Genomic DNA, 22,831 nt, shown 5'->3' with positions numbered 1-22,831 from the left:
CAGACACCTCGCGATATGGTCTTATTGGGTTGCCGACACCTTAGCAAAAAGCGACTGGCAGACCTAGCGGCAAGCGTCATATAAAAAGTTTCAATACATCTTGAAAGGCTTGTCGTAAGCGTGTTTCAGCCAGGCAAGGCATCGATATCGCGCTGCATTCTCAGGAAACACTCGTCCGTACCGACTACCTTCAGGCCCTTTCTCTCATACAACCCTTGCGCGGGGTTGTTTTCAAAAACCGTCAAACGCAATGCCGGACGCCGCTCCTTGCACGCCATGGCGAATACCTGATCAATTGCCCAGGAGCCGGCGCCCTGCCCTCGAAACGCTTCGATGACATGCAACTCGCGGATGTACAAGGCTTTGGCATCACGACTCAGACTGACGTAGCCGAGCAAGGTCTCGCCGCGCACTATCAACCAGTTCTCTCGCCCTGCCCAGCCGACATCGAAACCTTCGTCCTGCCACAACAGATCGTGCTGAATGTAATAGCGCAGCATGTTTTTGCGGGTCAGTTCACGAGCGAAGTCGAGGTCCCGAAGCGTCGCCGGGCGTAATTCAAATGCCATCAAGCCTCCGCAACAGCCACTATTTGCCCCTGCCAACCGTCAGTATCGCGGCGAGCCACGACCATCAGGTTGCCTGTGCCTGGTGCGGCCGCAATCAGCGAGCCGTCCGACGCCCAGATCGCGCTGCGTCCTGCCGATTCCCAGCCACCCGTTGCACCGCCATGGTTGGCCATCAGGACCGCCATCGAATGAGCGCTGGCGTAGCCTTGCAACAGCGCGGTATCCGGGGCGTAGCCGTTTTCCGTGATTAGCACGCCCGCGGCATAGAGATCGGCGCCTTGCTGGGCCGCCGCGGCGGCATGACTGGCGTGAGAGAAATCCGCACACACCGCCAACGCGACAGTATCGGCACCCATGGTCAGGGTCGAACCGCCGGTGCCCGGTGCGAATGCCACCTCCTCGCCCTGATGCAGATGCTGCTTGCTGTAGATCCCGAGCGAACCATCGACGCCCAACACCAGCGCCCCAATCAATACTGGCGAATCTTGCGACAGCCGAATCGGCATCCCGACGACAGTCGTCACACCGACTTCCCGCGCAAAATCGCGCAGCGGCTGCAGAACCTCGGCGTGCGGCAAAATGGCCAGTTCAGCCGCAAGTCCACGCTCGTACCCGGTCAGCGATAACTCAGGGAACACCAGCAATTGCACGCCCTGCTCTGCGGCAACGTGCATGAAGCGCTGATGCCACACAATGTTGGCGGCAAGGTCACCGGCGATGGAAATCGATTGAGCAGCGGCGATGATCAGTGGCGTCATGATGCGTCCTTGAGGCGTTGTACGTAAGCGGAGCACAAAGTGTGTCACAACCGGCGACGCACTCAAGCGATAGAAAACGCCGCGGTGATCGATAGCATTTTCTGATTGAATCCGCGTACCGGCCTCGAGTAAGCTCGGCGCATTCATCGGAGAAAGTCCATGTTCAACACCCTCTCACAGCTTCACACCGCCAGCGCCCTGCGCTCGGTTGCGGCTGCTCGGGTGAACGACATCAGTGCTTCGGTCAGCTTTTATTTTGGGTATTGGTTTAGCCACTGGCGCGCCTGATACCCACACGGCGCCCACTTTAAACGGGTCGCCACCAGAGAATTCTCAACCCCCGGTCGGCTTCCCGACCGGGGGTTTTGTTTTTTCAGCCCCGCACATTTTTAGCGACACACCAGACAACCAGAGGATTCAAAAATGAACTACGCCACTTATTACCGTTACGACAGTTTTACCGCCTGGCGATTTACCAGCTTCCGCTCGGGACAGCCTGCCGCCTCCGATCGGTCACCCACAGGTGGCAAGCACACACACGCAGCCAATCCGGCCAATTGTCGAACACCCCAGTAGGGCCGAGTGCGCGGGAACGAACCCGCCGCCAGCCCAGGAAGCCCGAATATGAACTCGTCCGTCTCTGCTCTGCCGCTGTCCACCTTGAGCCCTGCCAATGAAGCGCTGACCCTGCGTCTGCCAAGCTCATTGCAACTCAAACAGCAATTGCCACTCAGCAATGCCCTGAACCAGCAAGTCGCCGCCCACCGCCAAGCGGTTCGCGCGATCCTCAACGGTGAAGACTCCCGTCTGCTGGTCATTGTTGGCCCCTGCTCGATTCACGATCCAAAGTCCGCCCTCGAATACGCCGGCAACCTCGCCCGCCTCGCTGCCGAAGTCAGCGGTGAAATGCTGCTGGTAATGCGCGCTTACGTCGAAAAACCCCGCACCACAGTCGGCTGGAAAGGCCTGGCCTACGATCCCCACCTGGATGGCAGCGATGACATGGCGGGCGGTTTGACGCTGTCCCGCGAGTTGATGCGCGAAATGCTCCGCCTGGGACTGCCGATTGCCACCGAACTGCTGCAACCGATGGCCGCCGGTTACTTCGACGACCTGCTCAGCTGGGTCGCTATTGGCGCTCGCACCACCGAGTCGCAGATCCACCGTGAAATGGCCAGCGGCCTGAGCATGCCGGTCGGCTTCAAGAACGGCACCGATGGCGGTGTCGGTGTTGCCAGCGACGCCATGCGCTCCGCTGCCCATCCGCATCGCCATTTCGGTGTCGATAGCCAGGGCCACCCTGCAATCATTCAGACCCCGGGCAATCCCGACACCCACCTGGTATTGCGCGGAGGCCATCGCGGGCCGAACTACGACCGCGCGAGTGTCGCCCAGGTGCACAGCGATTTAACCAAACTCAAGATCCCGGCACGGATCATGGTCGACTGCAGCCATGCCAACAGTGGCAAAGACCCGCTGCGCCAGCCGGCGGTGTTCAACGACGTGCTTGAACAACGCCTGCAAGGTGACCGGTCGCTGATCGGCATGATGATCGAGAGCCATCTGTTCGAAGGTTGTCAACCGCTGGGGCCGTCAATGCGTTACGGCGTGTCAGTAACGGACGGCTGCCTTGGCTGGAGCGGGACGGAACAGCTGTTGCGCCAGGCAGCCGACCGGCTCAGAGCACAGAGCCGGGATCAACAACCGGCGTGAGCCACACCCTCGTCCAGTCCTCAATAAAGGACTGGACGTCGGAATCGAGACACGATTAACAGGCAAATGGCGTTCCCGAAGTAGGCCATCGCAGTAAAGCGCTCTGTTACAGATAAATAGATGTCCAAATATTCCGAACAGGACCTCATCTACTTTCGAGCTTTCGTACATTTTCTATTCCGTTTTCATCAGGTTACAGCGGCTTTTTCATACAACGCCGAGCTGCTGGTGTGCTTTAGAGTGAGCCCATCAACACACCTCTGAACGACTGCGCAAAAGGAAAGAACATGCTACGGAATGCAACTACTCAGTATCCGATCCTGTTGATCCACGGGCTCTTCGGCTTCGATCGTATCGGCAAGATCGAACTCTTTCATGACGTCAAGCAGGCCCTCAGGAGTGCAGGCGCAAGGGTGTTTATCCCGCACTTGTCGGCTACCCATAGCAATGAAGTCCGCGGCGACCAACTCCTGGCGCAGATCGAACGAGTGCTGGAAGGAACTGGTGCGGGCAAAGTCAATCTGATCGGTCACAGCCAAGGCGCACTCGCCGCACGTTATGCGGCGGCGGTCGCACCAGAGGCAATCGCCTCGGTGACTTCCGTCAGCGGACCGAATCACGGCTCGGAGCTGGCTGACTTCTTGCGCAAGGCTCTGATGCCCGGGCGCCTGCCGGAACACGTCGCCGCGACGGTTGCAACGTTGTTCGCAGACTTTCTGTCGTTGCTCAGCGGCAACCGCCACCTACCGCAGAACGCCATCGCCGCGTTGAACGCCCTGACCACCGAAGGCGTCGGCACGTTCAACGACAAGTACCCCCAGGGGTTGCCAAAAACCTGGGGTGGCAAGGGTCGCGAACGGGTCAATGGCGTACGTTATTATTCCTGGAGCGGCACTCTGCAGGGCGACATCCTCGACAAAGGGCTCGATGCCCTGAGTCCGCTGCACGGGTTTCTCCGCGCCTTTTCCCACTATTTCACCACCGAAGCCGAGCAGAACGACGGTCTGGTTGGCCGCTACAGCTCTCACTTGGGCAAAGTCATTCGTTCCGACTATCCGCTGGATCATCTGGACAGCCTCAGCCAGACCGCCGGCCCGTTGCGCAAGGGCATCGACCCGATTGCCCTGTATGTGCAGCATGCCGAGCGACTGAGAAATGCCGGCCTATAAAGGCATGCCCTACCGGCCTGCGCGGTCTGGACGGAACTTTTGAGAAGAAATAGACCACTGAATCCAGTAGGCTCAGCACTTTACTGAACATTGAATGGAGAGTTTTCCCATGCCTAAAGCCACTGCCCGTCACATCCTGGTTGCCTCGGAAGCCAAGTGCAACGAACTCAAAGCCCAGATCGAGGGCGGCGCCGATTTCGCCGAAGTCGCCAAAGCCAACTCCACGTGCCCTTCCAGCCGCCAGGGCGGTGATCTGGGTTCGTTCGGTCCAGGCCAGATGGTCAAGGAGTTCGACACCGTGGTCTTCAGCGCACCGATCAACGTGGTGCAAGGCCCGGTCAAGACCCAGTTCGGTTACCACCTGCTGGAAGTGACCAGCCGTCAGGACTGATCAACCCTTAAGCTTTCTGCACAACGGCCCGCCTTTTGGTGGGCCGTTGTGTTTGGGATACGTAATACGGCTGGCGAGGGACGCGCCGCTAGCGTACAAATTGCGGATATTGACCACCCGGCTCTAAGGCTGACAATGCGACTGGCTTTCCCTACTGTGTTGTTCACTGCCGTGACCCTGTTGTTGGGCGTCACCGGTGTGAATGCAGCACCGCAACATGCGTTGACCGTGTACGGTGAACCGGCGAAGTATCCTGCCGGCTTTAGTCATTTTGCCTACACCAACCCGCAAGCCCCCAAGGGTGGCACGATGCGCCGCTCGGCGATCGAAATCGGTCAATTCGACCATATCTTGCCGTACATCGATAAAGGCATCGGCGTCACACAGATCGACGGCCTGCTTTACTCGCCACTGGCCCAGCGTTCGCTGGACGAGCCTTACACCGTGTACGGTCTGGTGGCATCGATGATGGAGCGCTCGGACGACGGTTTATTCCTGCGCTTCTACCTGAACCCCAAGGCCCGTTTCGCGGACGGCAAACCGATCACGGCCGAAGACGTGCGCTACACCTTTGACCTGTTGATGACCCAGGGCAGCCTGCGTTATCGCACCCAATTCGCCGACGTCAAAGGCGTCGAAGTGGAATCACCTCTAACGGTTCGGTTCGACTTCAAAAGTAATGAGAACCGTACCCTGCCCCTCGATATCGCGACCTTGCCGGTGTTTCCCGAGCATTGGTGGAAAACTCGCGACTTCGCCAATGGCGGCGGTTACGAGCCGCCTTTGGGCAGCGGCCCCTACAAGGTGAGCAAGGTCGACTCCGGTCGCAGCATTACCTTCGAGCGCAATGCCGATTGGTGGGGCAAGGATTTACCGGTCAGCCGCGGCCTCTACAACTTCGATCATTTCAACATCGAGTACTTCGGCGATACCGACGTCGCCCGCCAAGTCCTGCGTGGCGGCGCCTACGACTACAACCGCGAATTTTCCGCCACCGGTTACTCCATCGGCTACGAAAGCCCGGCCCTGAGCGACGGGCGTTTGCAAAAGGCGCATCTGGCAACACAAGCCCCCCAACCGGCTCAGGGTTTTGTGTTCAACCTGCAAAACCCGATGTTCCAGGACCGTCGAGTGCGCCAGGCGCTGGTCATGCTCTGGGATTTCGAGTGGAGCAACCGGCAGATGATGCGCGACATGTACATCCGCCAGCAGAGCTTCTTTTCCAACACCGACCTTGCCGCCCGGCAACTGCCGGACGCTGGCGAGCTGGCGATTCTCGAACCGTTGCGCGGGCAGATCCCCGGCGAGGTGTTCACCCAGGTTTTCGAAGCACCGAAAACCGACGGCAGCGGCCTGATACGCGACAAACAGTTGCAGGCACTCGACTTGCTCGAACAGGCCGGCTGGAAACCCGATGGCGATCAACTGGTCAACGCCGAAGGCAAGCCGCTGAGTTTCACGTTCCTGGTCAGCCAGAACGGCATGGACCGATTGCTGCTGCCTTATAAGCGCACCCTGAAACAGATCGGCATCGACCTGAACATCCGTCGCATCGACTCGTCCCAATACGTAAATCGCCTGATGAGCCGCGACTACGACATGATCGTCACCGGCTACCCGGTCACGACGTCGCCAGGGAGTGAACTGTTCAATTACTTCGGCTCGGTCTCGGCCAACGACCCTGGCGCCAATAACTACATGGTCCTGAAGAATCCGGCGATCGACACACTGCTCACCGGGCTGGTTCGCGCCACCACCCAACCCGAGATGCTGCGCTACGCCCACGCGCTGGACCGGGTGCTGCAATGGAACTACTACTGGATTCCCAACTATTACCCGCCAGGCACCTCCACCGTGTGGTGGAATCGTTTCGGCAGGCCCAACGAGCAAGCGAGCAATGACGAAGCCATCGAGAGCTGGTGGGAAATAAGCACCACGCCGTTGACCAACCAACAGATGACGGCTGAGCAAATCAGCCGTGGCAAACCCGGAGGGCCGCACTGATGTGGGCTTATATACTGCGGCGTCTGCTGCTGATCATTCCGACGCTGGTGATCATTCTTCTGGTCAACTTCATCATTGTCCAGGCCGCGCCGGGCGGCCCGGTGGAACAGGCCATCGCGCACTTGCAAGGCATCGGTGGTGCGAGCGTCGGTGGCGGTTCCGGCGAAAACATGTCCGGCACCTCCCGATCCAGCCGCGGCCTCGACCCGCAACTGATCAAGGACATCGAAAAGCAATACGGCTTCGATAAGCCGGCGCACGAACGCCTGTGGCTGATGCTCACCAGTTACGCGCGCCTGGACTTCGGCAAGAGCTTTTTCCGCGGCGCGACCGTCACCGACCTGATCCTGGAAAAAATGCCGGTGACCATTTCCCTGGGGCTCTGGGCGACGCTGATCACCTACCTGGTGTCGATTCCTTTGGGCATCCGCAAAGCCGTGCACCACGGCAGCCATTTCGATATCTGGAGTAGCACCGCGATCATCATCGGCTATGCCATGCCGGCGTTCCTGTTCGCAATGTTCCTGATCGTGGTCTTCGCCGGTGGCACCTCGCTGAACTGGTTCCCGGTGCGCGGGCTCGTCTCGGACAACTTCGAGTCGCTGTCGACCGTGGGCAAAATCGCCGATTACTTCTGGCACCTGGTATTGCCAGTCACCTCGCTGGTGATCGGCGGGTTCGCCACGCTGACCATTCTGACCAAGAACTCCTTCCTCAATGAAATCACGCGCCAGTACGTGGTCACTGCCCGCGCAAAGGGCCTGAGCGAACGCCGAGTGCTTTACGGCCACGTGTTTCGCAACGCCATGCTGCTGGTGGTCTCGGGGATTCCCCAGGCGTTTATCAGCGTATTTTTCGCCGGTTCCCTGCTGATCGAAGTGATTTTCTCCCTCGACGGCTTGGGTCGCATGAGTTACGAAGCCGCGGTTTCACGGGACTATCCGGTGGTATTCGGTTCGCTGTTCATCTTCACGCTGTTCGGTCTCTTGATAAAACTCGTCGGCGACCTCTGCTACACCCTAGTTGATCCGCGTATCGACTTCGCCGCGAGGAACGCCTGATGTTCAAGCTCTCGCCGTTAGGTCGTCGTCGTTTCGAGCGATTCAAGAAAAACCGTCGCGGCTGGTGGTCACTGTGGTTGTTTGTCGGCCTGTTTCTGTTGACCCTGGGTGGCGAACTGATCGCCAACGACAAGCCGCTGATCGTCAGCTATCAGGGCTCACTCTACTTCCCGGCCCTGAAGCGTCATACCGAGCAGGAATTTGGTGGGCAGCTGCCGTTCCAGGCGGACTACCGCAGCGAATATGTGCAGAAGCTGATTCACAAGGACGGTGGCTGGATGCTGTTCCCGCCGATCCCCTTCAGCGACGACACACCGAACTATGACCTCAATCAACCGACGCCAAGTCCTCCGACGAAGGTTAACTGGCTGGGCACCGACGACCAGGCGCGGGACGTGTTGGCCCGAGTGATTTTCGGTGCGCGGGTGTCAATCCTGTTTGCCTTGATGCTGACGTTTGTCAGCGCACTGATCGGCATCGCCGCCGGCGCCCTTCAAGGCTACTACGGCGGCTGGGTCGACCTGATCGGTCAACGGTTGCTGGAGGTTTGGTCGGGGCTGCCGGTGCTGTATCTACTGATCATCTTGTCAGGTTTCGTCGAGCCTAATTTCTGGTGGCTGCTGGGGATCATGGCGCTGTTTTCCTGGCTGGCCCTGGTGGACGTGGTGCGCGCCGAGTTTCTGCGCGGACGCAATCTGGAATATGTCAAAGCCGCCCGGGCGTTGGGCCTGACCGACCGCAAAGTCATCGTCCGGCACATTCTGCCCAATGCAATGAACGCGACCCTGAGCTACCTGCCGTTCATTCTGACCGGGGCGATCTCGACCCTCACGGCCTTGGACTTCCTCGGCTTCGGCATGCCCGCCGGCAGTGCATCGCTGGGCGAGTTGATCGGTCAAGGCAAGCAGAACCTGCAAGCGCCGTGGCTGGGATTGACGGCGTTTTTCACCCTGGCGCTGATTCTTTCTTTACTGGTGTTTATCGGGGAGGCGTTACGTGATGCGTTTGATCCCCGATCTTGATCCTCGATTTGAAGCGGACGGCTGATATGAGCAACAACCTGATCGAAATCCGTGACCTCAGCGTGGCCTTCAGCGGCCAGACCGTGGTGCGCAATCTGTGCCTGGACATCCGCCCCGGTGAATGCCTGGCACTGGTGGGCGAGTCGGGCTGCGGTAAGTCGGTGACCGCTCACTCGATCCTGCAACTGCTGCCCGAGATCGGCACACACACCACGGGCAGTATTCGTTACCGTGGCCGGGAGCTGGTCGGCGCTTCGGCCAAGGTGCTGCGTGAATTGCGCGGTAACCGCATCGCGATGATCTTCCAGGAGCCAATGACCTCGCTCAACCCGCTGCACAGCATCGAAAAGCAGATCGGCGAAACCCTGCTGTTGCACAAGGGCCTGGCCGGCAAAGCGGCGCAAGCGAGGATTCTCGAGTTGCTGCATTTGGTAGGCATTCAAAAGCCCAAAGAGCGGCTCAAGGCTTATCCCCATCAACTGTCCGGCGGCCAGCGGCAACGGGTGATGATCGCCATGGCCCTGGCCTGCGAACCGGAGTTGCTGATCGCTGACGAGCCGACCACAGCGCTGGACGTGACGGTGCAGCGCAAGATCCTGCTGCTGCTCAAATCCCTGCAACAGCGTCTCGGCATGTCACTGCTGCTGATCAGCCACGACCTCAATCTGGTGCGCAGCATCGCCCAGCGAGTCTGCGTGATGAAGGCCGGGGAAATCGTCGAGCAAGCACCTTGCGAAACACTGTTTACCGAACCGAAACACCCTTACAGCTGCGTATTGCTGAACGCCGAACCGGAAGGTGAAGCCCTGCCCCGGGACGAGCGCGAGAACGTGCTGGAAGTGGACAATCTGCGGGTGCAGTTCGCCCTCGGTGGCGGGCTGTTTCAGCGCAAGACTTATCTAAAGGCTGTGGACGGTATCAGCCTGAATATTCAGCGCGGCAAGACGCTGGGTATTGTGGGCGAATCCGGTTCCGGCAAGTCGACGCTGGGCCAGGCAATCCTGCGCTTGCTCGATTCCGAAGGCAGCATTCGCTTTCAGGGTGAGGCGCTGGACGGTCTGACGCAAAAGCAGCTTCGACCATGGCGCAAGAAAATGCAGGTGGTGTTCCAGGACCCCTTCGGCAGCCTCAGCCCACGGATGTCCGTGGCGCAGATCATCAGTGAAGGTCTTGAGGTGCATAGCCAGTTAACCGCTGACGAATGCAAAGCCGAAGTGATTCGGGCACTGGAAGAAGTCGGCCTCGACCCGCAAAGCCGTCATCGCTATCCGCACGAGTTCTCCGGCGGCCAACGCCAACGCATTGCCATCGCCCGGGCGCTGGTGCTGAAACCGGCGCTGATTCTGTTGGACGAACCGACCTCGGCACTGGATCGCACGGTGCAAAAACAGGTGGTCGCCCTGCTCCGCCAACTTCAGGAAAAACATGGCCTGACCTACCTGTTCATCAGCCACGACCTGGCGGTGGTGCGTGCACTGGCTCACGACATGATCGTGATCAAGGACGGCAAAGTCGTGGAAAGTGGTGCCAGCCACGACGTGTTCGATTCACCGCAGCATCCGTACACCAAAGAGCTGTTGGCGGCGGCGCATGTTGGGGCCGTTCGATGAACACCACCGAAAGCCTCAAGGACTACCAACGCGTTCGCCTGCTGGCGATCCGTTCGTTGTTCGAAATCATCGAGCAGTCGAGTGAAGGCACGGTGATTGTCGACCGCGATGCGAACATCGTCTGGATGAACGAGCGTTATGCCCGACGCTTCGGCCTGGAATCGGCGGAAGTGGCAATCGGCAAGGCCTGCGAAAGCGTGATCCCCGGCAGTCTGTTGCGCGAGGTGGTGCGCACGGGGCGGCCGATTTTGCTCGACATGCAGGACACCCCCAAAGAGCCGCTGGTGGTGATGCGCCTGCCGATTCATGACGACGCCGGTGTGGTGATCGGCGCCATCGGTTTTGCGCTGTTCGACGAATTGCGCAGCCTCTCGCCGATGCTCAAGCGCTACATGAGCATGCAGGAAGAACTGGCCTCCACCCGATCGTTGTTGAGGGCGCGGCAGACCAAGTACAACTTCGCCCATTTTATCGGCACCAGCGCCGCCAGCCTGGAAGTCAAACGCCGCGCCCGACGCAGTGCGAGCGCTGAGTCACCGGTGTTGCTGCTCGGTGAAACCGGCACCGGCAAAGAGCTGCTGGCCCAGGCGATCCACGGCGCTTCGCCGCGCGCGCACAAAGCCTTCGTCAGCATCAACAGCGCGGCGATTCCCGAATCGTTGCTGGAAGCGGAATTCTTCGGCACCGCGCCCGGCGCGTTTACCGGTGCTGATCGCAAGGGCCGCGCCGGCAAGTTGCAGATTGCCCAGGGCGGCACACTGTTCCTCGATGAAATCGGCGACATGCCGTTGCCACTGCAAAGCAAATTACTGCGGGTACTGCAGGAAAAAGAATTCGAACCGGTGGGCTCCAACGAAGTGATCCAGAGCGATGTGCGGGTGATCGCCGCGACCTCCACGGATTTGCAAGCCGCGATTAAACGCGGCGAATTTCGCGCCGACCTGTATTACCGCCTCAACGTGCTGCCGATCCAGGTCCCGCCGCTGCGTGATCGCCTCGATGACCTGCCGGCCCTCAGTGAAGCGATCCTTGAGGAACTGCGCAGTCAGCACGAATTGAACCGTGAAGCGCTGGAGCTGCTGGGTCAGCACGCCTGGCCGGGGAACATTCGCGAACTGCGCAACGTGCTGGAGCGGGCGGCATTGCTCAGTGATGACTTGATGCTGAATGCCACGGATATCCGCGCGGCGATTGGTACGTTCACACCGGTAGAGCGTGTCGCGCCGATGGTGATTGAGGCGATTGCGCACGAGACTTTCAGTGAGGCTCGGGAGCGGTTTGACCGGCAGTTGATTGAATCTGCTCTTACCCAATGCGGGGGCAAAGTGATTGAAGCGGCGGCGCGGTTGGGCTTGGGGCGGTCAACTTTGTATAAGAAGATGGTGGCGTTGGGGATTGCAGAGTCTCTATAAAGAGACACAAATCTCCATTGATAGACAGACCTTCGCGAGCAGGCTCGCTCCCACCCCTGATCGCATTTCTACAGGTTGAACATTCAACCTGTGGGAGCGAGCCTGCTCGCGATGAGGACGGCACTATCGATACCAGTCTCACAATAGAGACACCTATCCGAATCTCACTTTAATGAATTTAGAAATATCTTTATATTTCAATAACTTAAGTTAATGGCACGAAACTCGCTATAGCCCTCCTCCACCAAAGATCCACCCTACAAAAATAACAATCCAGGAGACACACCATGAGTGTGATCATTGCCTTGGCAGCCCTCGCGCTGCTAATGCTCGCGGCTTACCGTGGCTACAGCGTTATCCTTTTTGCCCCGATTGCCGCCCTCGGCGCCGTTCTGCTCACCGACCCTTCCGCCGTCGCCCCTGTCTTCACCGGGGTGTTCATGGAGAAAATGGTCGGCTTCATCAAACTGTATTTCCCGGTGTTCCTGCTCGGTGCGGTGTTCGGCAAGCTGATCGAACTGTCGGGTTTTTCGCGCTCCATCGTCGCCGCGGCGATTCGCCTGCTCGGCACCCGCCAGGCGATGCTGGTGATCGTGTTGGTCTGCGCCCTGCTGACTTACGGCGGCGTGTCGCTGTTTGTGGTGGTGTTCGCGGTCTATCCGTTTGCTGCTGAAATGTTCCGCCAGAGCAATATCCCCAAGCGACTGATTCCGGCGACCATTGCCCTCGGTGCATTCTCGTTCACCATGGACGCCCTGCCCGGCACCCCGCAAATCCAGAACATCATCCCCAGCACCTTCTTCAACACCACCGCCTGGGCCGCGCCCTGGCTGGGCCTGATCGGCGCGATCTTCGTGGTCTGCGCCGGCATGCTGTTTCTCCAGCGCCAGCGCAACAAGGCTCAGCTCGCCGGTGAAGGTTATGGCACCGAACTGCGCAACGAGCCGGAAACCGCGGCCAACATCAAACTGCCCAACCCGTGGATCGCCGTGTCGCCGCTGCTGGCCGTCGGCATCATGAACCTGCTGTTTACCCAGTGGATTCCGCAGTGGTACGGCAAGACCCACAGCCTCGCACTGCCAGGCATGGCCGCGCCGGTGACCACCGACATCGCCAAGCTCACCGCGATCTGGGCCGTTCAAGCCGCTCTGCTGATCGGCATCATCATGGTGCTGGTGTTCGGCTTCCAGGCGATTCGCGGCAAGTTGGCCGAAGGCAGTCGAAGTGCGGTCAGCGGTGCGTTGCTGGCGGCGATGAACACGGCGTCGGAATACGGTTTCGGTGCGGTCATCGCCTCGCTTCCGGGCTTCCTGGTGCTGGCCGACTGGCTCAAGAGCATTCCCAATCCGCTGGTCAACGAAGCGATTACCGTGACCTTGCTGGCCGGTATCACCGGTTCTGCGTCCGGCGGCATGAGCATTGCGCTGGCGGCGATGTCCGAGAGTTTCATCAGTGCCGCCCACGCCGCCAACATTCCGCTGGAAGTGCTGCACCGGGTGGCCGCGATGGCCAGTGGCGGCATGGACACCCTGCCGCACAACGGCGCGGTGATTACCTTGCTGGCGGTCACCGGCCTGACCCACCGCGAAGCCTACAAAGACATTTTCTGTATTACGCTGATCAAGACCCTGGCGGTTTTTGTGGTGATCGGTACTTTCTACGCCACTGGCATTGTGTGAGGTATTCATGACGACTCTTTCGGGCAAGACTGCACTGGTCACCGGTTCCACCAGCGGCATCGGCCTGGGCATTGCCCTCAGCCTGGCCAAGGCTGGCGCCAATCTGATCCTCAACGGTTTCGGTGATGCTTCCAAAGTGATTGCCGAAGTTGAACAGTTCGGGGGCAAGGTCGGCCATCACCCGGCCGACGTGAGCAACCCTGAGCAGATCGCCGACATGATCGCCTACGCCGAGCGTGAATTCGGCGGTGTGGACATCCTGGTCAACAATGCCGGCATCCAGCATGTGGCGTCGGTGGAGGATTTCCCGGTGGAGCGTTGGGATTCGATTATTGCGATCAACCTGTCTTCGGTCTTCCACAGCACCCGTTTGAGCCTGCCAGGCATGCGCGCCAAGGGCTGGGGGCGGATCATCAATATCGCTTCGGTGCACGGCCAGGTCGGGTCGGTGGGCAAGGCGGCTTACGTGGCAGCCAAGCACGGAGTAATCGGTTTGACCAAGGTGGTGGGTCTGGAAACGGCCACCACCAACGTCACCTGCAACGCCATCTGCCCGGGTTGGGTGCTGACGCCGCTGGTGCAGAAGCAGATTGATGACCGCATCGCCAAAGGGATCGACCTGCAGCAGGCGCAGCATGATTTACTGGCCGAGAAGCAGCCGTCCCTGGAGTTCGTCACGCCGCCGCAACTGGGCGAGCTGGTGCTGTTTTTGTGCAGCGAAGCCGGTAGCCAGGTGCGTGGCGCGGCGTGGAATATTGATGGCGGGTGGTTGGCGCAGTGACCCACAGATGATCGTTCCCACGCTCTGCGTGGGAATGCAGCCAGGGACGCTCCGCGTCCCAAAGCGGACGCAGAGCGTCCATTGAGGCATTCCCACGCAGAGCGTGGGAACGAGAGAGGCAAGCCATGTCCGACATCCTCTGGCAACCCAGCGCCAAGCGCATCGGCAAGACCCGCATGGAGGCCTTCCGGCGCTTCATCAATCAACGACACAACCTCCACGTCGACGACTACCCTGCCCTGCACCAATGGTCCATCGATCAGCGCGAAGCGTTCTGGCAGGCCATCGTCGATTTCTTCGACATCCGTTTCCACGATCAACCGGACGCGGTGCTGGTGGAAGGCCCACAAATGCCCAGCGCCCAATGGTTTCCCGGCGCCACCCTGAACTTCGCCGAGCACCTGCTGCGCCGTCGCGACGATGCCGTGGCAGTGGTGGCCATCGGTGAAAACGGCCAACGCGAACAGTTGACCTGGGCCGAACTGGCGGAGCATGTCGCCGGTTTTCAAAATAGCTTGATCGCCGCCGGCGTCGTCGTTGGCGACCGAGTGGCCGCGTGCATGCCAAACACCTGGCAAACCCTGGTGGCCATGCTCGCCACCACCAGCCTGGGGGCGATTTGGTCCTGCTCTTCACCGGACTTCGGCACTCAAGGGGTGATCGATCGCTTCGGCCAGATCGAGCCGACCGTGTTGATCACCTGCGCCGGTTACCGCTATGCCGGCAAAGAGATCGAGCAGACCGCCAAGGTCAATGAAATCCTCGAACGCCTGCCGTCCTTGCAGCAGCTGATCGTCGTGCCTTACGCCCGGCCACAGGCGCGCATCAAGGACTTCCACACTCGGGCCAACGTGACGCTCTGGGATGATTTCTACGACGTTGGCGGCGAACCGGATTTCGTTCCCGTGCCCTTCGCGCACCCGCTGTACATCCTCTATTCCAGCGGCACCACAGGCGTGCCGAAATGCATCATTCACAGCACCGGCGGCGTGTTGCTGCAACACGTCAAGGAACATGGCCTGCATTGCGATCTCGGCCCCGGCGACCGTTTGTTCTACTACACCACGTGCGGCTGGATGATGTGGAACTGGCTGGTCTCGGCACTGGCCGTGGACAGCGCGGTGGTGCTGTATGACGGCTCGCCGTTTCATCCCGCTACCGAGCGCCTGATCGACTTGATCGACGACGAACGCATCAGCGTCTTTGGCACCAGCCCCAAGTACCTCGCGACCCTGGAAAGCAACGGCGTCAAACCTCGCGAAAGCCACGACCTGAGCAGCCTCAAAACCCTGCTCTGCACCGGTTCCGCGCTGTCGCCCCAGAGTTACGACTATGTCTACCGCGACCTCAAGGCTGACCTGTGCCTGGCCTCGATGTCCGGCGGCACCGACATCGTTTCGTGTTTTGTGAACAGCAATCCGCTGCAACCCGTGCGCCGTGGCGAGATACAAGGCAAAAGCCTGGGCATGGCGGTGGAAGTCTGGAACGACGACGGCCAGCCTGTGATCGGCGAAAAAGGCGAGCTGGTGTGCACCCGGCACTTTCCGGCAATACCCATCGGGTTCTGGAATGATCCTCAGCAGGAAAAGCTTCGTGCCTCGTATTTCAGTCAGTTCCCCGGTGTCTGGGCCCAAGGCGATTACGCTGAACAATTGCCCCATGGCGCGATGATGATCCACGGACGCTCCGACGCCGTACTCAACCCCGGCGGCGTGCGCATCGGCACGGCGGAAATCTACCGTCAGGTGGAGAAGGTCCCGCAGGTACTGGACAGCGTGGCCATCGGTCAGCAATGGCTGGACGACGTTCGGGTCGTGCTGTTCGTCCGTTTGCGTGACGGTGTCGAACTCGACGAGGGGCTGGAACAGCAGATCCGCCAGGTCATCCGCGCCAACACCACGCCACGGCATGTGCCGGCGAAGATTGTCGCGGTGACGGACATTCCACGGACGATCAGTGGCAAGGTTGTCGAGTTGGCCGTGCGAAATGTGGTGCACGGGCAGAAGGTGAAGAATACCGATGCTCTGGCCAATCCCGAGGCGTTGGAGCAATTTCGAAACCGACCCGAACTCAACGACTGAACGCCGGTGATTTACTGTGTGTCAGTCCATGAGTCCCCATTCGCCAGGCGGTGCATGGGGCCTCGGTGACGCTTCGGCATGCAGCTTTAGCCGCAACCTCAAATTGTTCACCGAATCCGCATGTTTGAGCGCTTCTTCCTCTTCAATCGCTCCCTCGACGACCAGCGCGTACAACGCACCATCGAACGTCTGCATCCCCAGTTCCACAGACTTCTCCATGATCCCCTTCAGTTCTGAAAACTCATTGTGCCGAATCAGGTCGCCGATGGTCGGCGTCCCGAGCATCACTTCTACCGCCGCCCGTCGCTGACCGTCGCGGGTGCGCACCAAGCGCTGGGAAACGAAGGCCTTGAGGTTGTTGCCCAAATCATTAAGCAGCTGTGGCCGGCGCTCTTCGGGGAAGAAGTTGATGATCCGGTCCAGCGCCTGATTGGCGTTGTGCGCATGCAGGGTGGAAATGACCAGATGGCCGGTATCGGCAAATGCCAGCGCGTGCTCCATAGTCTCGCGGTCACGGATTTCGCCGATCAGCACTACATCCGGTGCCTGGCGCAGGGTATTTTTCAATGCAGCATGAAAACTGCGAGTATCGACGCCGACTTCGCGCTGGTTGATGATCGACTTTTTGTGCCGATGGATGTACTCGACCGGGTCTTCGATGGTGATGATGTGGCCACTGCTGTGGCGATTGCGGTAGTCGATCAATGCCGCCAGCGAGGTGGATTTGCCCGAGTCGGTGGCGCCGACGAACAGCATCAGTCCTTGTTTGAGCATCACCGTCTCGAGCAGCACCGACGGCAGCTTGAGGTCTTCGAAACGCGGAATGTCGAGTTTGATGTTGCGCGCCACGATCGACACATCGTTGCGTTGCTTGAAGATATTGACCCGAAAGCGCCCGACACCTGTCAAAGAGATCGCCAGGTTCATCTCCAGTTCTCGATCGAACTCCAGACGCTGTTCGGCGTCCATGATGGACGCGGCAATGGCCGCGACTTCTCCCGGTTTGAACGGCCGATCGGCCAAGGGTTTAAGTACACCATCGAACCGTGCGCTGGGTGGCGCACCGGTGGACAGGTATAGATCGGAGCCATCCTGATGGGCCAGGAGCTTCAACAGCGAATCGATTTCCATGGCAAAAAGCACCCGCGAAGCATTCAATGAACAGAAATGACCCAAAATGGGTCATCCAGCGTCTACCGCCTTAGGATAGTTGACGCCGCCACACCGACTTAAGTGCAGGACATCTTGATGAACGCATCACCGACCGGCAGCGATGCCCAGGCCTTGATTGCCCGACTGGACTGGAGACGCAGCCCGCTGGGAGCTGCCAGTACCTGGCCGCAGAGCCTGCGAACCGCCGTGGACATCGTGATTCATTCGCCGATGCCAATGCTGTTGTTGTGGGGCCCGCAACTTACGCAGATCTACAACGACGGCTTTGCCCTACTGGCCGGCAGCAAGCATCCACACGCTTTCGGACAGCCGACGCACCTGATCTGGCCAGAGTTAAAGGAATTCACCGACCCCATTTACAGCGCCGTCCTACAAGGACAGGTGCGGACCTACAGCGAACAGCGCTTCACCTTGCAGCGCGATGGCCATGATTCCGACTTCTGGCTGGACCTGACCTACAGCCCCATCCGCGATGAAAGCGCCCAGGTCGCCGGGATTCTGGTCACCGCCATCGAAACCAACGAACGCCGACGCATCGCCCTCGAACTCGAACAGCGCTCGGCCGCCAGCCTCAAGGCCCAGCACGAAACCGAGGAGCGTCTGCAACTGGCCCTCGCCGCCACCGACGCCGTCGGCACCTGGGACTGGGACATCGGCGAAGATCGCTTCATTGCCGACACCCACTTCGCCCAATTGCACGGCATCGACCCGCTGCTCGCCAGCCAGTTGCCCATCAGCGCTTACCTCCAGGGGGTGCACCCGGAAGACCGCGCCATGGTCACCCGCAGCATCAAGCATTCCATCACCCACGGCACCGAGTACGCCGAGGAGTATCGCCTGCTGCAACCCGACGGTCAGCTGCGCTGGGTGTTTGCCCGGGGTCGTTGCTACAAGGACCACCATGGCCGGCCGATTCGCTTCCTCGGCGCTGCCCTGGACCTGACTGAACGTAAACACACCGAGCAAGCCTTGCGGCAAAGTCAGACCGAGCTGCAACTGATCATCAACGCCATGCCGATCCTGATCAGCTACGTGGACAGCGAGGAGCGCTTTCGCCTGAACAATGCGGCCTACCTCGATTGGTACGGGCTGACGCCTCAGGAGCTCTATGGCAGAACCATCCGTGAAGTACTGGGTGAAGAAGCCTATGCCTTGCGCGCCGAACACATCGCCCAGGCACTGTCCGGCAGGTCTTGTTGCTTCAGCATCAGCACCCCGCACCGTGACGGCAGCATCCGCCGTGCCCTGATGAACTACTTGCCACGCCACGGTGCGGATGGTGCGGTCAATGGTTTCTACATCTTTGTGATTGACGAAACCGAGCGCAAACAGACCGAAGAAGCCCTGCGCAATCTCAACGAGACCCTTGAGGAACGAGTCGCCGCCCGCACCCAACAACTGGCCGAAGCCAACCAGCGGTTGCAGAACGAGATGTTCGAACGCGAGCGCGCCGAAGAGGCGTTGCGGCATGCACAGAAGATGGAAGCGCTCGGCCAGCTCACCGGCGGCATCGCCCATGACTTCAACAATATGCTCACCGGGATCATCGGCAGCCTCGATTTGATGCAGCGCTACATCGCCGACGGGCGCGCCGCCGAGGTTGGCCGTTTCACCGAGGCGGCAGTGTCCTCGGCCAACCGTGCCGCCGCCCTGACCCATCGCCTGCTGGCGTTTTCCCGGCGTCAGTCACTGGATCGCAAGCCGCTCAACGCCAACGACCTGATCCATTCCCTGGAAGATCTGCTCAGCCGGACCAAGGGCGACCACATCGAGCTCAAACTGCAACTGGCCGATGACGTCTGGCCGGTCAGCACGGACGTCAGCCAGCTGGAAAACGCCCTGCTCAATCTGGTGATCAACGCCCGGGACGCCATGCCCGATGGCGGTGAGTTGCGGATCGAAACCGCCAACGTTTACCTCGACAGCAGTGACATCAACACCCTGGAACCGGTCAAGGCCGGGGATTATCTGATGATCGCGGTCAGCGACAACGGTACCGGCATGACACCGTCGGTGCTGGCCAAGGCCTTCGACCCGTTCTTCACCACCAAACCCATCGGCCAGGGCACCGGTCTTGGGCTGTCGATGATCTATGGTTTTGCCCAGCAGTCGGGCGGGCATGTCAGCCTTTTCAGCTTGCCGGGCCAGGGCACCAGCGTCCGTCTGTACCTGCCGCGGCTACACGTTGGCGAGCCGGAAAATATCCTGATGCCGGTCACCAGCGAGGCACCGGCCGCCATTGCCGGTGAAACCGTGGTGTTGGTGGAGGACGATCCGGCGGTGCGCATGCTGGTGCTCGACCTGCTCAACGAACTGGGTTATCACGCCCATGAAGCCAAAGACGCGAAGACCGCCCTGCCCCTGCTGGAATCCGACCTGCGGGTCGACTTGCTGGTCACCGACGTCGGGCTGCCGGGAATGAACGGTCGGCAATTGGCGGAGATCGCGCGCCAACACCGCCCCGAACTCAAAGTGCTGTTCATGACCGGTTATGCGGAAAAAGCCGCCGAGCGCCAGGGCTTCCTGGAGGAAGGCATGGACATGGTGGCCAAGCCCTTTTCCATTGACCTGTTGGCCAACAAGATTCGCGCGATGATCGGTCAACCGGACTGAGTTAAGGCATAATCGCGCGCCCCCCGCTGGCACCAACATAGCCACCACCGTTGCAAGGTACCTGCCCCAATGAAAGCTCAAGCCCGCCATATTCTGGTGAAAACCTCGGAAGAAGCCGAACAGCTCAAACAACGCATCGCCAAGGGCGAAGCCTTCGATGTGCTAGCCAAGAAGTATTCCACCTGCCCGTCCGGCAAGCGCGGCGGCGACCTCGGTGAAGTACGGCCCGGGCAGATGGTTGGGGTCATCGATGCCGTGATCTTCAAAAAACCGCTGCGCGTGGTGCACGGGCCGATCAAGAGCAAGTTTGGTTATCACCTGGTGCAGGTGTTTTACCGGGATTAATGGGTTGGCATGAGGGCCTCATCGCGGGCAAGCCCGCTCCCACAGGGTTTTGTGAGTTGCCACAGATTGCAACCACACCAAAAAACCTGTGGGAGCGGGCTTGCCCGCGATCCGATTGCGCAGCAAGCGGCCATTCAGCCCTTACTTCGGGATGAGTGCTCCGGGTACTTGAATCACCCGACTCGCCAAGCGATGCCCCGCTTCAGCAGCCTCAACCGGACTGGCGCCCTTGAGCCGACTGGCCAAATACGCCGCACTGAACGAATCCCCCGCCGCCGTGGTGTCCACCACTCGCTCAACGACCTGAGCCGGCACCTCGAACGACTCCCCGTCACAGCGAATCAGACACGCCTCGGCGCCACGCTTGAGTACCACTTCAGGTGTGCCGATCTGCTCATAAGCGGCAAACACCGCCTCGCAATCGGAAAAATGAAACAGCGCCTGCTCGTCATCGACGGTCAGCAACGCCAGGTCGACATAGGGCAGAACGCTGCGATAAGCCGTCCGAGCCTCTTCAACCGATGCCCACAAACGTGGCCGGTAGTTGTTATCGAAAACGATCCGCGCATCCCGCTGCCGGGCTTCGTTCAGGGTTTCCAGCAATTTCTCCCGCCCCTGCACACCGAGTACCGCCAGGGTGATGCCGCTGAAATACAGCACGTCGTAATCCGGCAGCGCCGCAAGGATTGGCGCGGCGGCCGGGGTAGTAAAGCAATCACGGACTGCCGCTTCATTGCGCCAATAGAGAAAACGTCGTTCGCCGGCGGCGTCAGTCTGGATGCAATACAAGCCGGGCAAGCGGCCGGGCAAGCGCTGGACCATGCCCAGCCCGATGTTTTCCTCGGCCCAGCTCTGGCACATGGCATCGCTGAAACTGTCGTCGCCCAGGGCGGTGACGTAATCCACCGTGCCGCCCTCGCCCAACGCCCGGGACAGGTAGACCGCCGTGTTCAAGGTATCGCCACCGAAACTCTGTTGCAGGCTGCCGTCGGCGCGTTGCTGCAACTCGATCATGCACTCGCCGATCAGGGCGATGCGCGGGGTGTTGGGGCCGAGGGTGTTGATGGTGTTCATGGGTGTTGGGGTCTCAGGTGGTGCAATGTTGTCTGGGAGGCCGCCTTCGCGAGCAGGCTCGCTCCCACAGGGGAACGCATTCCATTGTGGGAGCGAGCCTGCTCGCGATGGCCGCGCCTCGGTCTCAAGCCTTAGAAACAGGTTTCCATGGTTTCGATGACGTTCAGTTGCTCATCCACCAGACACCCGGTACGCCACTTGTCGAACGTCAGGCACGGATGGGACGTGCCGAACGAAATGATGTCCCCCACCCGCAACTCAACGCCCGGCGCTACGGTCATGAACGCATGCTGGTCCATCACCGCCGTCACCTTGCAGGCGCTGACGTCATCGCCTGTCGCCGGAACCACACCGGCCTTGTAGCGCAACAACGGCACCGGCAAACCGGCGTCGTAGGCCACGTCGCGTTTACCCAGGGCGATCACCGCAAAACCCGGTTCCGGCAACGACTGCACATGAGCCCAGACTTCCAGCGCCGGGCGCAGGCCCTCGTGCAGATCACTGCGGCGGTCGAGCACGCAGCATTGCGCTTCTTTGTAGATGCCGTGATCGTGCGCCACATAACTGCCGGGACGCAGCACGCTGAGGAACCGCCCACCGGCGTTCTGCGCTTCGAATGATTCAGCGATCAGGTCGTACCAGGCCGAACCCGACGCGGTGATGATCGGCTTGGGAATGGCGAACGCCCCGCTGTCCTGCAGCTGCACGGCCAGGCGCACCAAAGAAGCAGCGAACGCACGGATGCCGCTCTCCGCGTGGTCACCGTGAATCACCCCTTCGTAACCTTCGATCCCGGTCAGCGCCAGGGCCGGTTGCGCCGCGATGGCCTCGGCCAGCGCAACCACTTCCTCTTCCGTGCGGCAACCGCAACGACCGCCGACCACGCCGTACTCGATCATCACGTTCAAACGCACACCGCGCGAGGCGAAATACGCTCCCAGATCAGCGACGTTGTCCGGGTGATCGACCATGCAATGGAAGTCGAAAACCGGATCGGCCAGCAGATCGGCGATCAGCGCCATGTTCGGCGTACCGACCAATTGGTTGGCCATCAGCACCCGATGCACGCCATGGGCGTAAGCTGCGCGGGTTTGCGTGGCGCTGGCCAGGGTGATGCCCCAGGCACCAGCGTCCAGTTGGCGCTGAAACAGTGCCGGGGTCATGCTGGTTTTGCCGTGGGGCGCGAGCTCGGCACCGCTGTTGCTGACAAACGCCTGCATCCAGCGAATGTTGTGTTCCAGCGCCTCGCGGTGCAGCACCAGCGCCGGCAGGCTGACGTCGCGCACCAGGTTGGCGCCAGTGTGGGCAAAGCCCTTTTCCACGGCGGCAGTATTTTTGGCAGAAGACATGGTCGAACTCCTCACATTCGCGGCCGC

General features: G+C 60.2%; 19 protein-coding genes. 14 read left to right on the top strand and 5 right to left on the bottom strand.

Annotation, left to right across the window (positions count from 1 at the left end; translation table 11 throughout):
- Positions 1 to 125: 125 nt before the first annotated feature.
- Positions 126 to 569, bottom strand: a complete 444-nt coding sequence (locus tag ACYZT5_RS03090) for a GNAT family N-acetyltransferase (protein WP_462049735.1) — start codon at positions 567 to 569, stop codon at positions 126 to 128.
- A complete protein-coding gene (locus ACYZT5_RS03085; RefSeq protein ID WP_462049734.1) occupies positions 569 to 1,327 on the bottom strand; it encodes a carbon-nitrogen hydrolase family protein in 759 nt (252 codons plus the stop codon). The genes ACYZT5_RS03090 and ACYZT5_RS03085 overlap by 1 nt, the downstream gene beginning before the upstream one ends.
- 159 nt (positions 1,328 to 1,486) lie before the next feature.
- Between ACYZT5_RS03085 and ACYZT5_RS03080 the strand changes: the two genes are divergently transcribed.
- The 12 genes from ACYZT5_RS03080 (at position 1,487) to ACYZT5_RS03025 (ending at position 16,250) form a co-directional block, all read left to right on the top strand.
- On the top strand, positions 1,487 to 1,615 hold the full coding sequence (locus ACYZT5_RS03080; protein ID WP_462049733.1) for a hypothetical protein: 129 nt from the start codon (positions 1,487 to 1,489) through the stop codon (positions 1,613 to 1,615).
- A 336-nt stretch (positions 1,616 to 1,951) separates the two neighbouring features.
- Positions 1,952 to 3,040, top strand: a complete 1,089-nt coding sequence (locus ACYZT5_RS03075) for a 3-deoxy-7-phosphoheptulonate synthase (protein WP_462049732.1) — start codon at positions 1,952 to 1,954, stop codon at positions 3,038 to 3,040.
- Positions 3,041 to 3,327: 287 nt separating this feature from the next.
- Entirely contained in the window at positions 3,328 to 4,209 is an 882-nt protein-coding gene (locus ACYZT5_RS03070) for a lipase family alpha/beta hydrolase (protein WP_462049731.1), read from the top strand.
- A gap of 109 nt (positions 4,210 to 4,318) precedes the next feature.
- A complete protein-coding gene (locus ACYZT5_RS03065; RefSeq protein WP_033061676.1) occupies positions 4,319 to 4,600 on the top strand; it encodes a peptidylprolyl isomerase in 282 nt (93 codons plus the stop codon).
- A 135-nt stretch (positions 4,601 to 4,735) separates the two neighbouring features.
- On the top strand, positions 4,736 to 6,604 hold the full coding sequence (locus tag ACYZT5_RS03060; RefSeq protein ID WP_462049730.1) for an extracellular solute-binding protein: 1,869 nt from the start codon (positions 4,736 to 4,738) through the stop codon (positions 6,602 to 6,604).
- Complete coding sequence (locus tag ACYZT5_RS03055) at positions 6,604 to 7,665, top strand: microcin C ABC transporter permease YejB (protein ID WP_462049729.1); 1,062 nt, start codon at positions 6,604 to 6,606, stop codon at positions 7,663 to 7,665. Before ACYZT5_RS03060 ends, ACYZT5_RS03055 begins: the two co-directional genes overlap by 1 nt.
- Positions 7,665 to 8,687 (top strand): ABC transporter permease, encoded by a 1,023-nt coding sequence (locus ACYZT5_RS03050; protein ID WP_462049728.1) that lies wholly within the window; start codon positions 7,665 to 7,667, stop codon positions 8,685 to 8,687. Before ACYZT5_RS03055 ends, ACYZT5_RS03050 begins: the two co-directional genes overlap by 1 nt.
- 26 nt (positions 8,688 to 8,713) lie before the next feature.
- The gene (locus ACYZT5_RS03045; protein WP_462049727.1) at positions 8,714 to 10,297 is read left to right on the top strand and encodes an ABC transporter ATP-binding protein; all 1,584 of its coding nucleotides are present in this window, start codon (positions 8,714 to 8,716) and stop codon (positions 10,295 to 10,297) included.
- Entirely contained in the window at positions 10,294 to 11,709 is a 1,416-nt protein-coding gene (locus tag ACYZT5_RS03040) for a sigma-54 interaction domain-containing protein (RefSeq protein ID WP_462049726.1), read from the top strand. The genes ACYZT5_RS03045 and ACYZT5_RS03040 overlap by 4 nt, the downstream gene beginning before the upstream one ends.
- Before the next feature lie 287 nt (positions 11,710 to 11,996).
- Positions 11,997 to 13,388 carry a GntP family permease gene (locus ACYZT5_RS03035; RefSeq protein ID WP_462049725.1) on the top strand — a complete coding sequence of 464 codons (1,392 nt, stop codon included), beginning with the start codon at positions 11,997 to 11,999 and terminating at the stop codon, positions 13,386 to 13,388.
- Between the two features lie 7 nt (positions 13,389 to 13,395).
- Positions 13,396 to 14,169: a 3-hydroxybutyrate dehydrogenase gene (gene hbdH / locus ACYZT5_RS03030; protein ID WP_462049724.1), complete on the top strand. Its 774-nt coding sequence runs from the start codon at positions 13,396 to 13,398 to the stop codon at positions 14,167 to 14,169.
- 125 nt (positions 14,170 to 14,294) lie between these two features.
- Positions 14,295 to 16,250 carry an acetoacetate--CoA ligase gene (locus ACYZT5_RS03025; RefSeq protein ID WP_462049723.1) on the top strand — a complete coding sequence of 652 codons (1,956 nt, stop codon included), beginning with the start codon at positions 14,295 to 14,297 and terminating at the stop codon, positions 16,248 to 16,250.
- 21 nt (positions 16,251 to 16,271) lie between these two features.
- On the opposite strand, the gene ACYZT5_RS03020 is transcribed toward ACYZT5_RS03025, so the two are convergent.
- Positions 16,272 to 17,381 (bottom strand): PilT/PilU family type 4a pilus ATPase, encoded by a 1,110-nt coding sequence (locus ACYZT5_RS03020; RefSeq protein WP_462049722.1) that lies wholly within the window; start codon positions 17,379 to 17,381, stop codon positions 16,272 to 16,274.
- A 117-nt stretch (positions 17,382 to 17,498) separates the two neighbouring features.
- Between ACYZT5_RS03020 and ACYZT5_RS03015 the strand changes: the two genes are divergently transcribed.
- Both ACYZT5_RS03015 and ACYZT5_RS03010 read left to right on the top strand, forming a co-directional pair.
- Complete coding sequence (locus ACYZT5_RS03015) at positions 17,499 to 20,036, top strand: hybrid sensor histidine kinase/response regulator (RefSeq protein ID WP_462049721.1); 2,538 nt, start codon at positions 17,499 to 17,501, stop codon at positions 20,034 to 20,036.
- A gap of 69 nt (positions 20,037 to 20,105) precedes the next feature.
- Positions 20,106 to 20,381, top strand: coding sequence for a peptidylprolyl isomerase (locus ACYZT5_RS03010; RefSeq protein WP_007898282.1), 276 nt, complete (start codon positions 20,106 to 20,108; stop codon positions 20,379 to 20,381).
- Positions 20,382 to 20,522: 141 nt separating this feature from the next.
- Here the strand turns inward: ACYZT5_RS03010 and ACYZT5_RS03005 are convergent, their stop codons facing one another.
- Together ACYZT5_RS03005 and ACYZT5_RS03000 are read right to left on the bottom strand one after the other, a co-directional pair.
- Complete coding sequence (locus ACYZT5_RS03005) at positions 20,523 to 21,455, bottom strand: sugar kinase (protein WP_462049720.1); 933 nt, start codon at positions 21,453 to 21,455, stop codon at positions 20,523 to 20,525.
- Between the two features lie 131 nt (positions 21,456 to 21,586).
- The gene (locus ACYZT5_RS03000; protein ID WP_462049719.1) at positions 21,587 to 22,804 is read right to left on the bottom strand and encodes an amino acid deaminase; all 1,218 of its coding nucleotides are present in this window, start codon (positions 22,802 to 22,804) and stop codon (positions 21,587 to 21,589) included.
- Positions 22,805 to 22,831 lie beyond the last annotated feature (27 nt).

The organism is Pseudomonas sp. LB3P14, from assembly GCF_054898045.1.
This window is presented reverse-complemented; position numbering and strand designations above follow the sequence as displayed.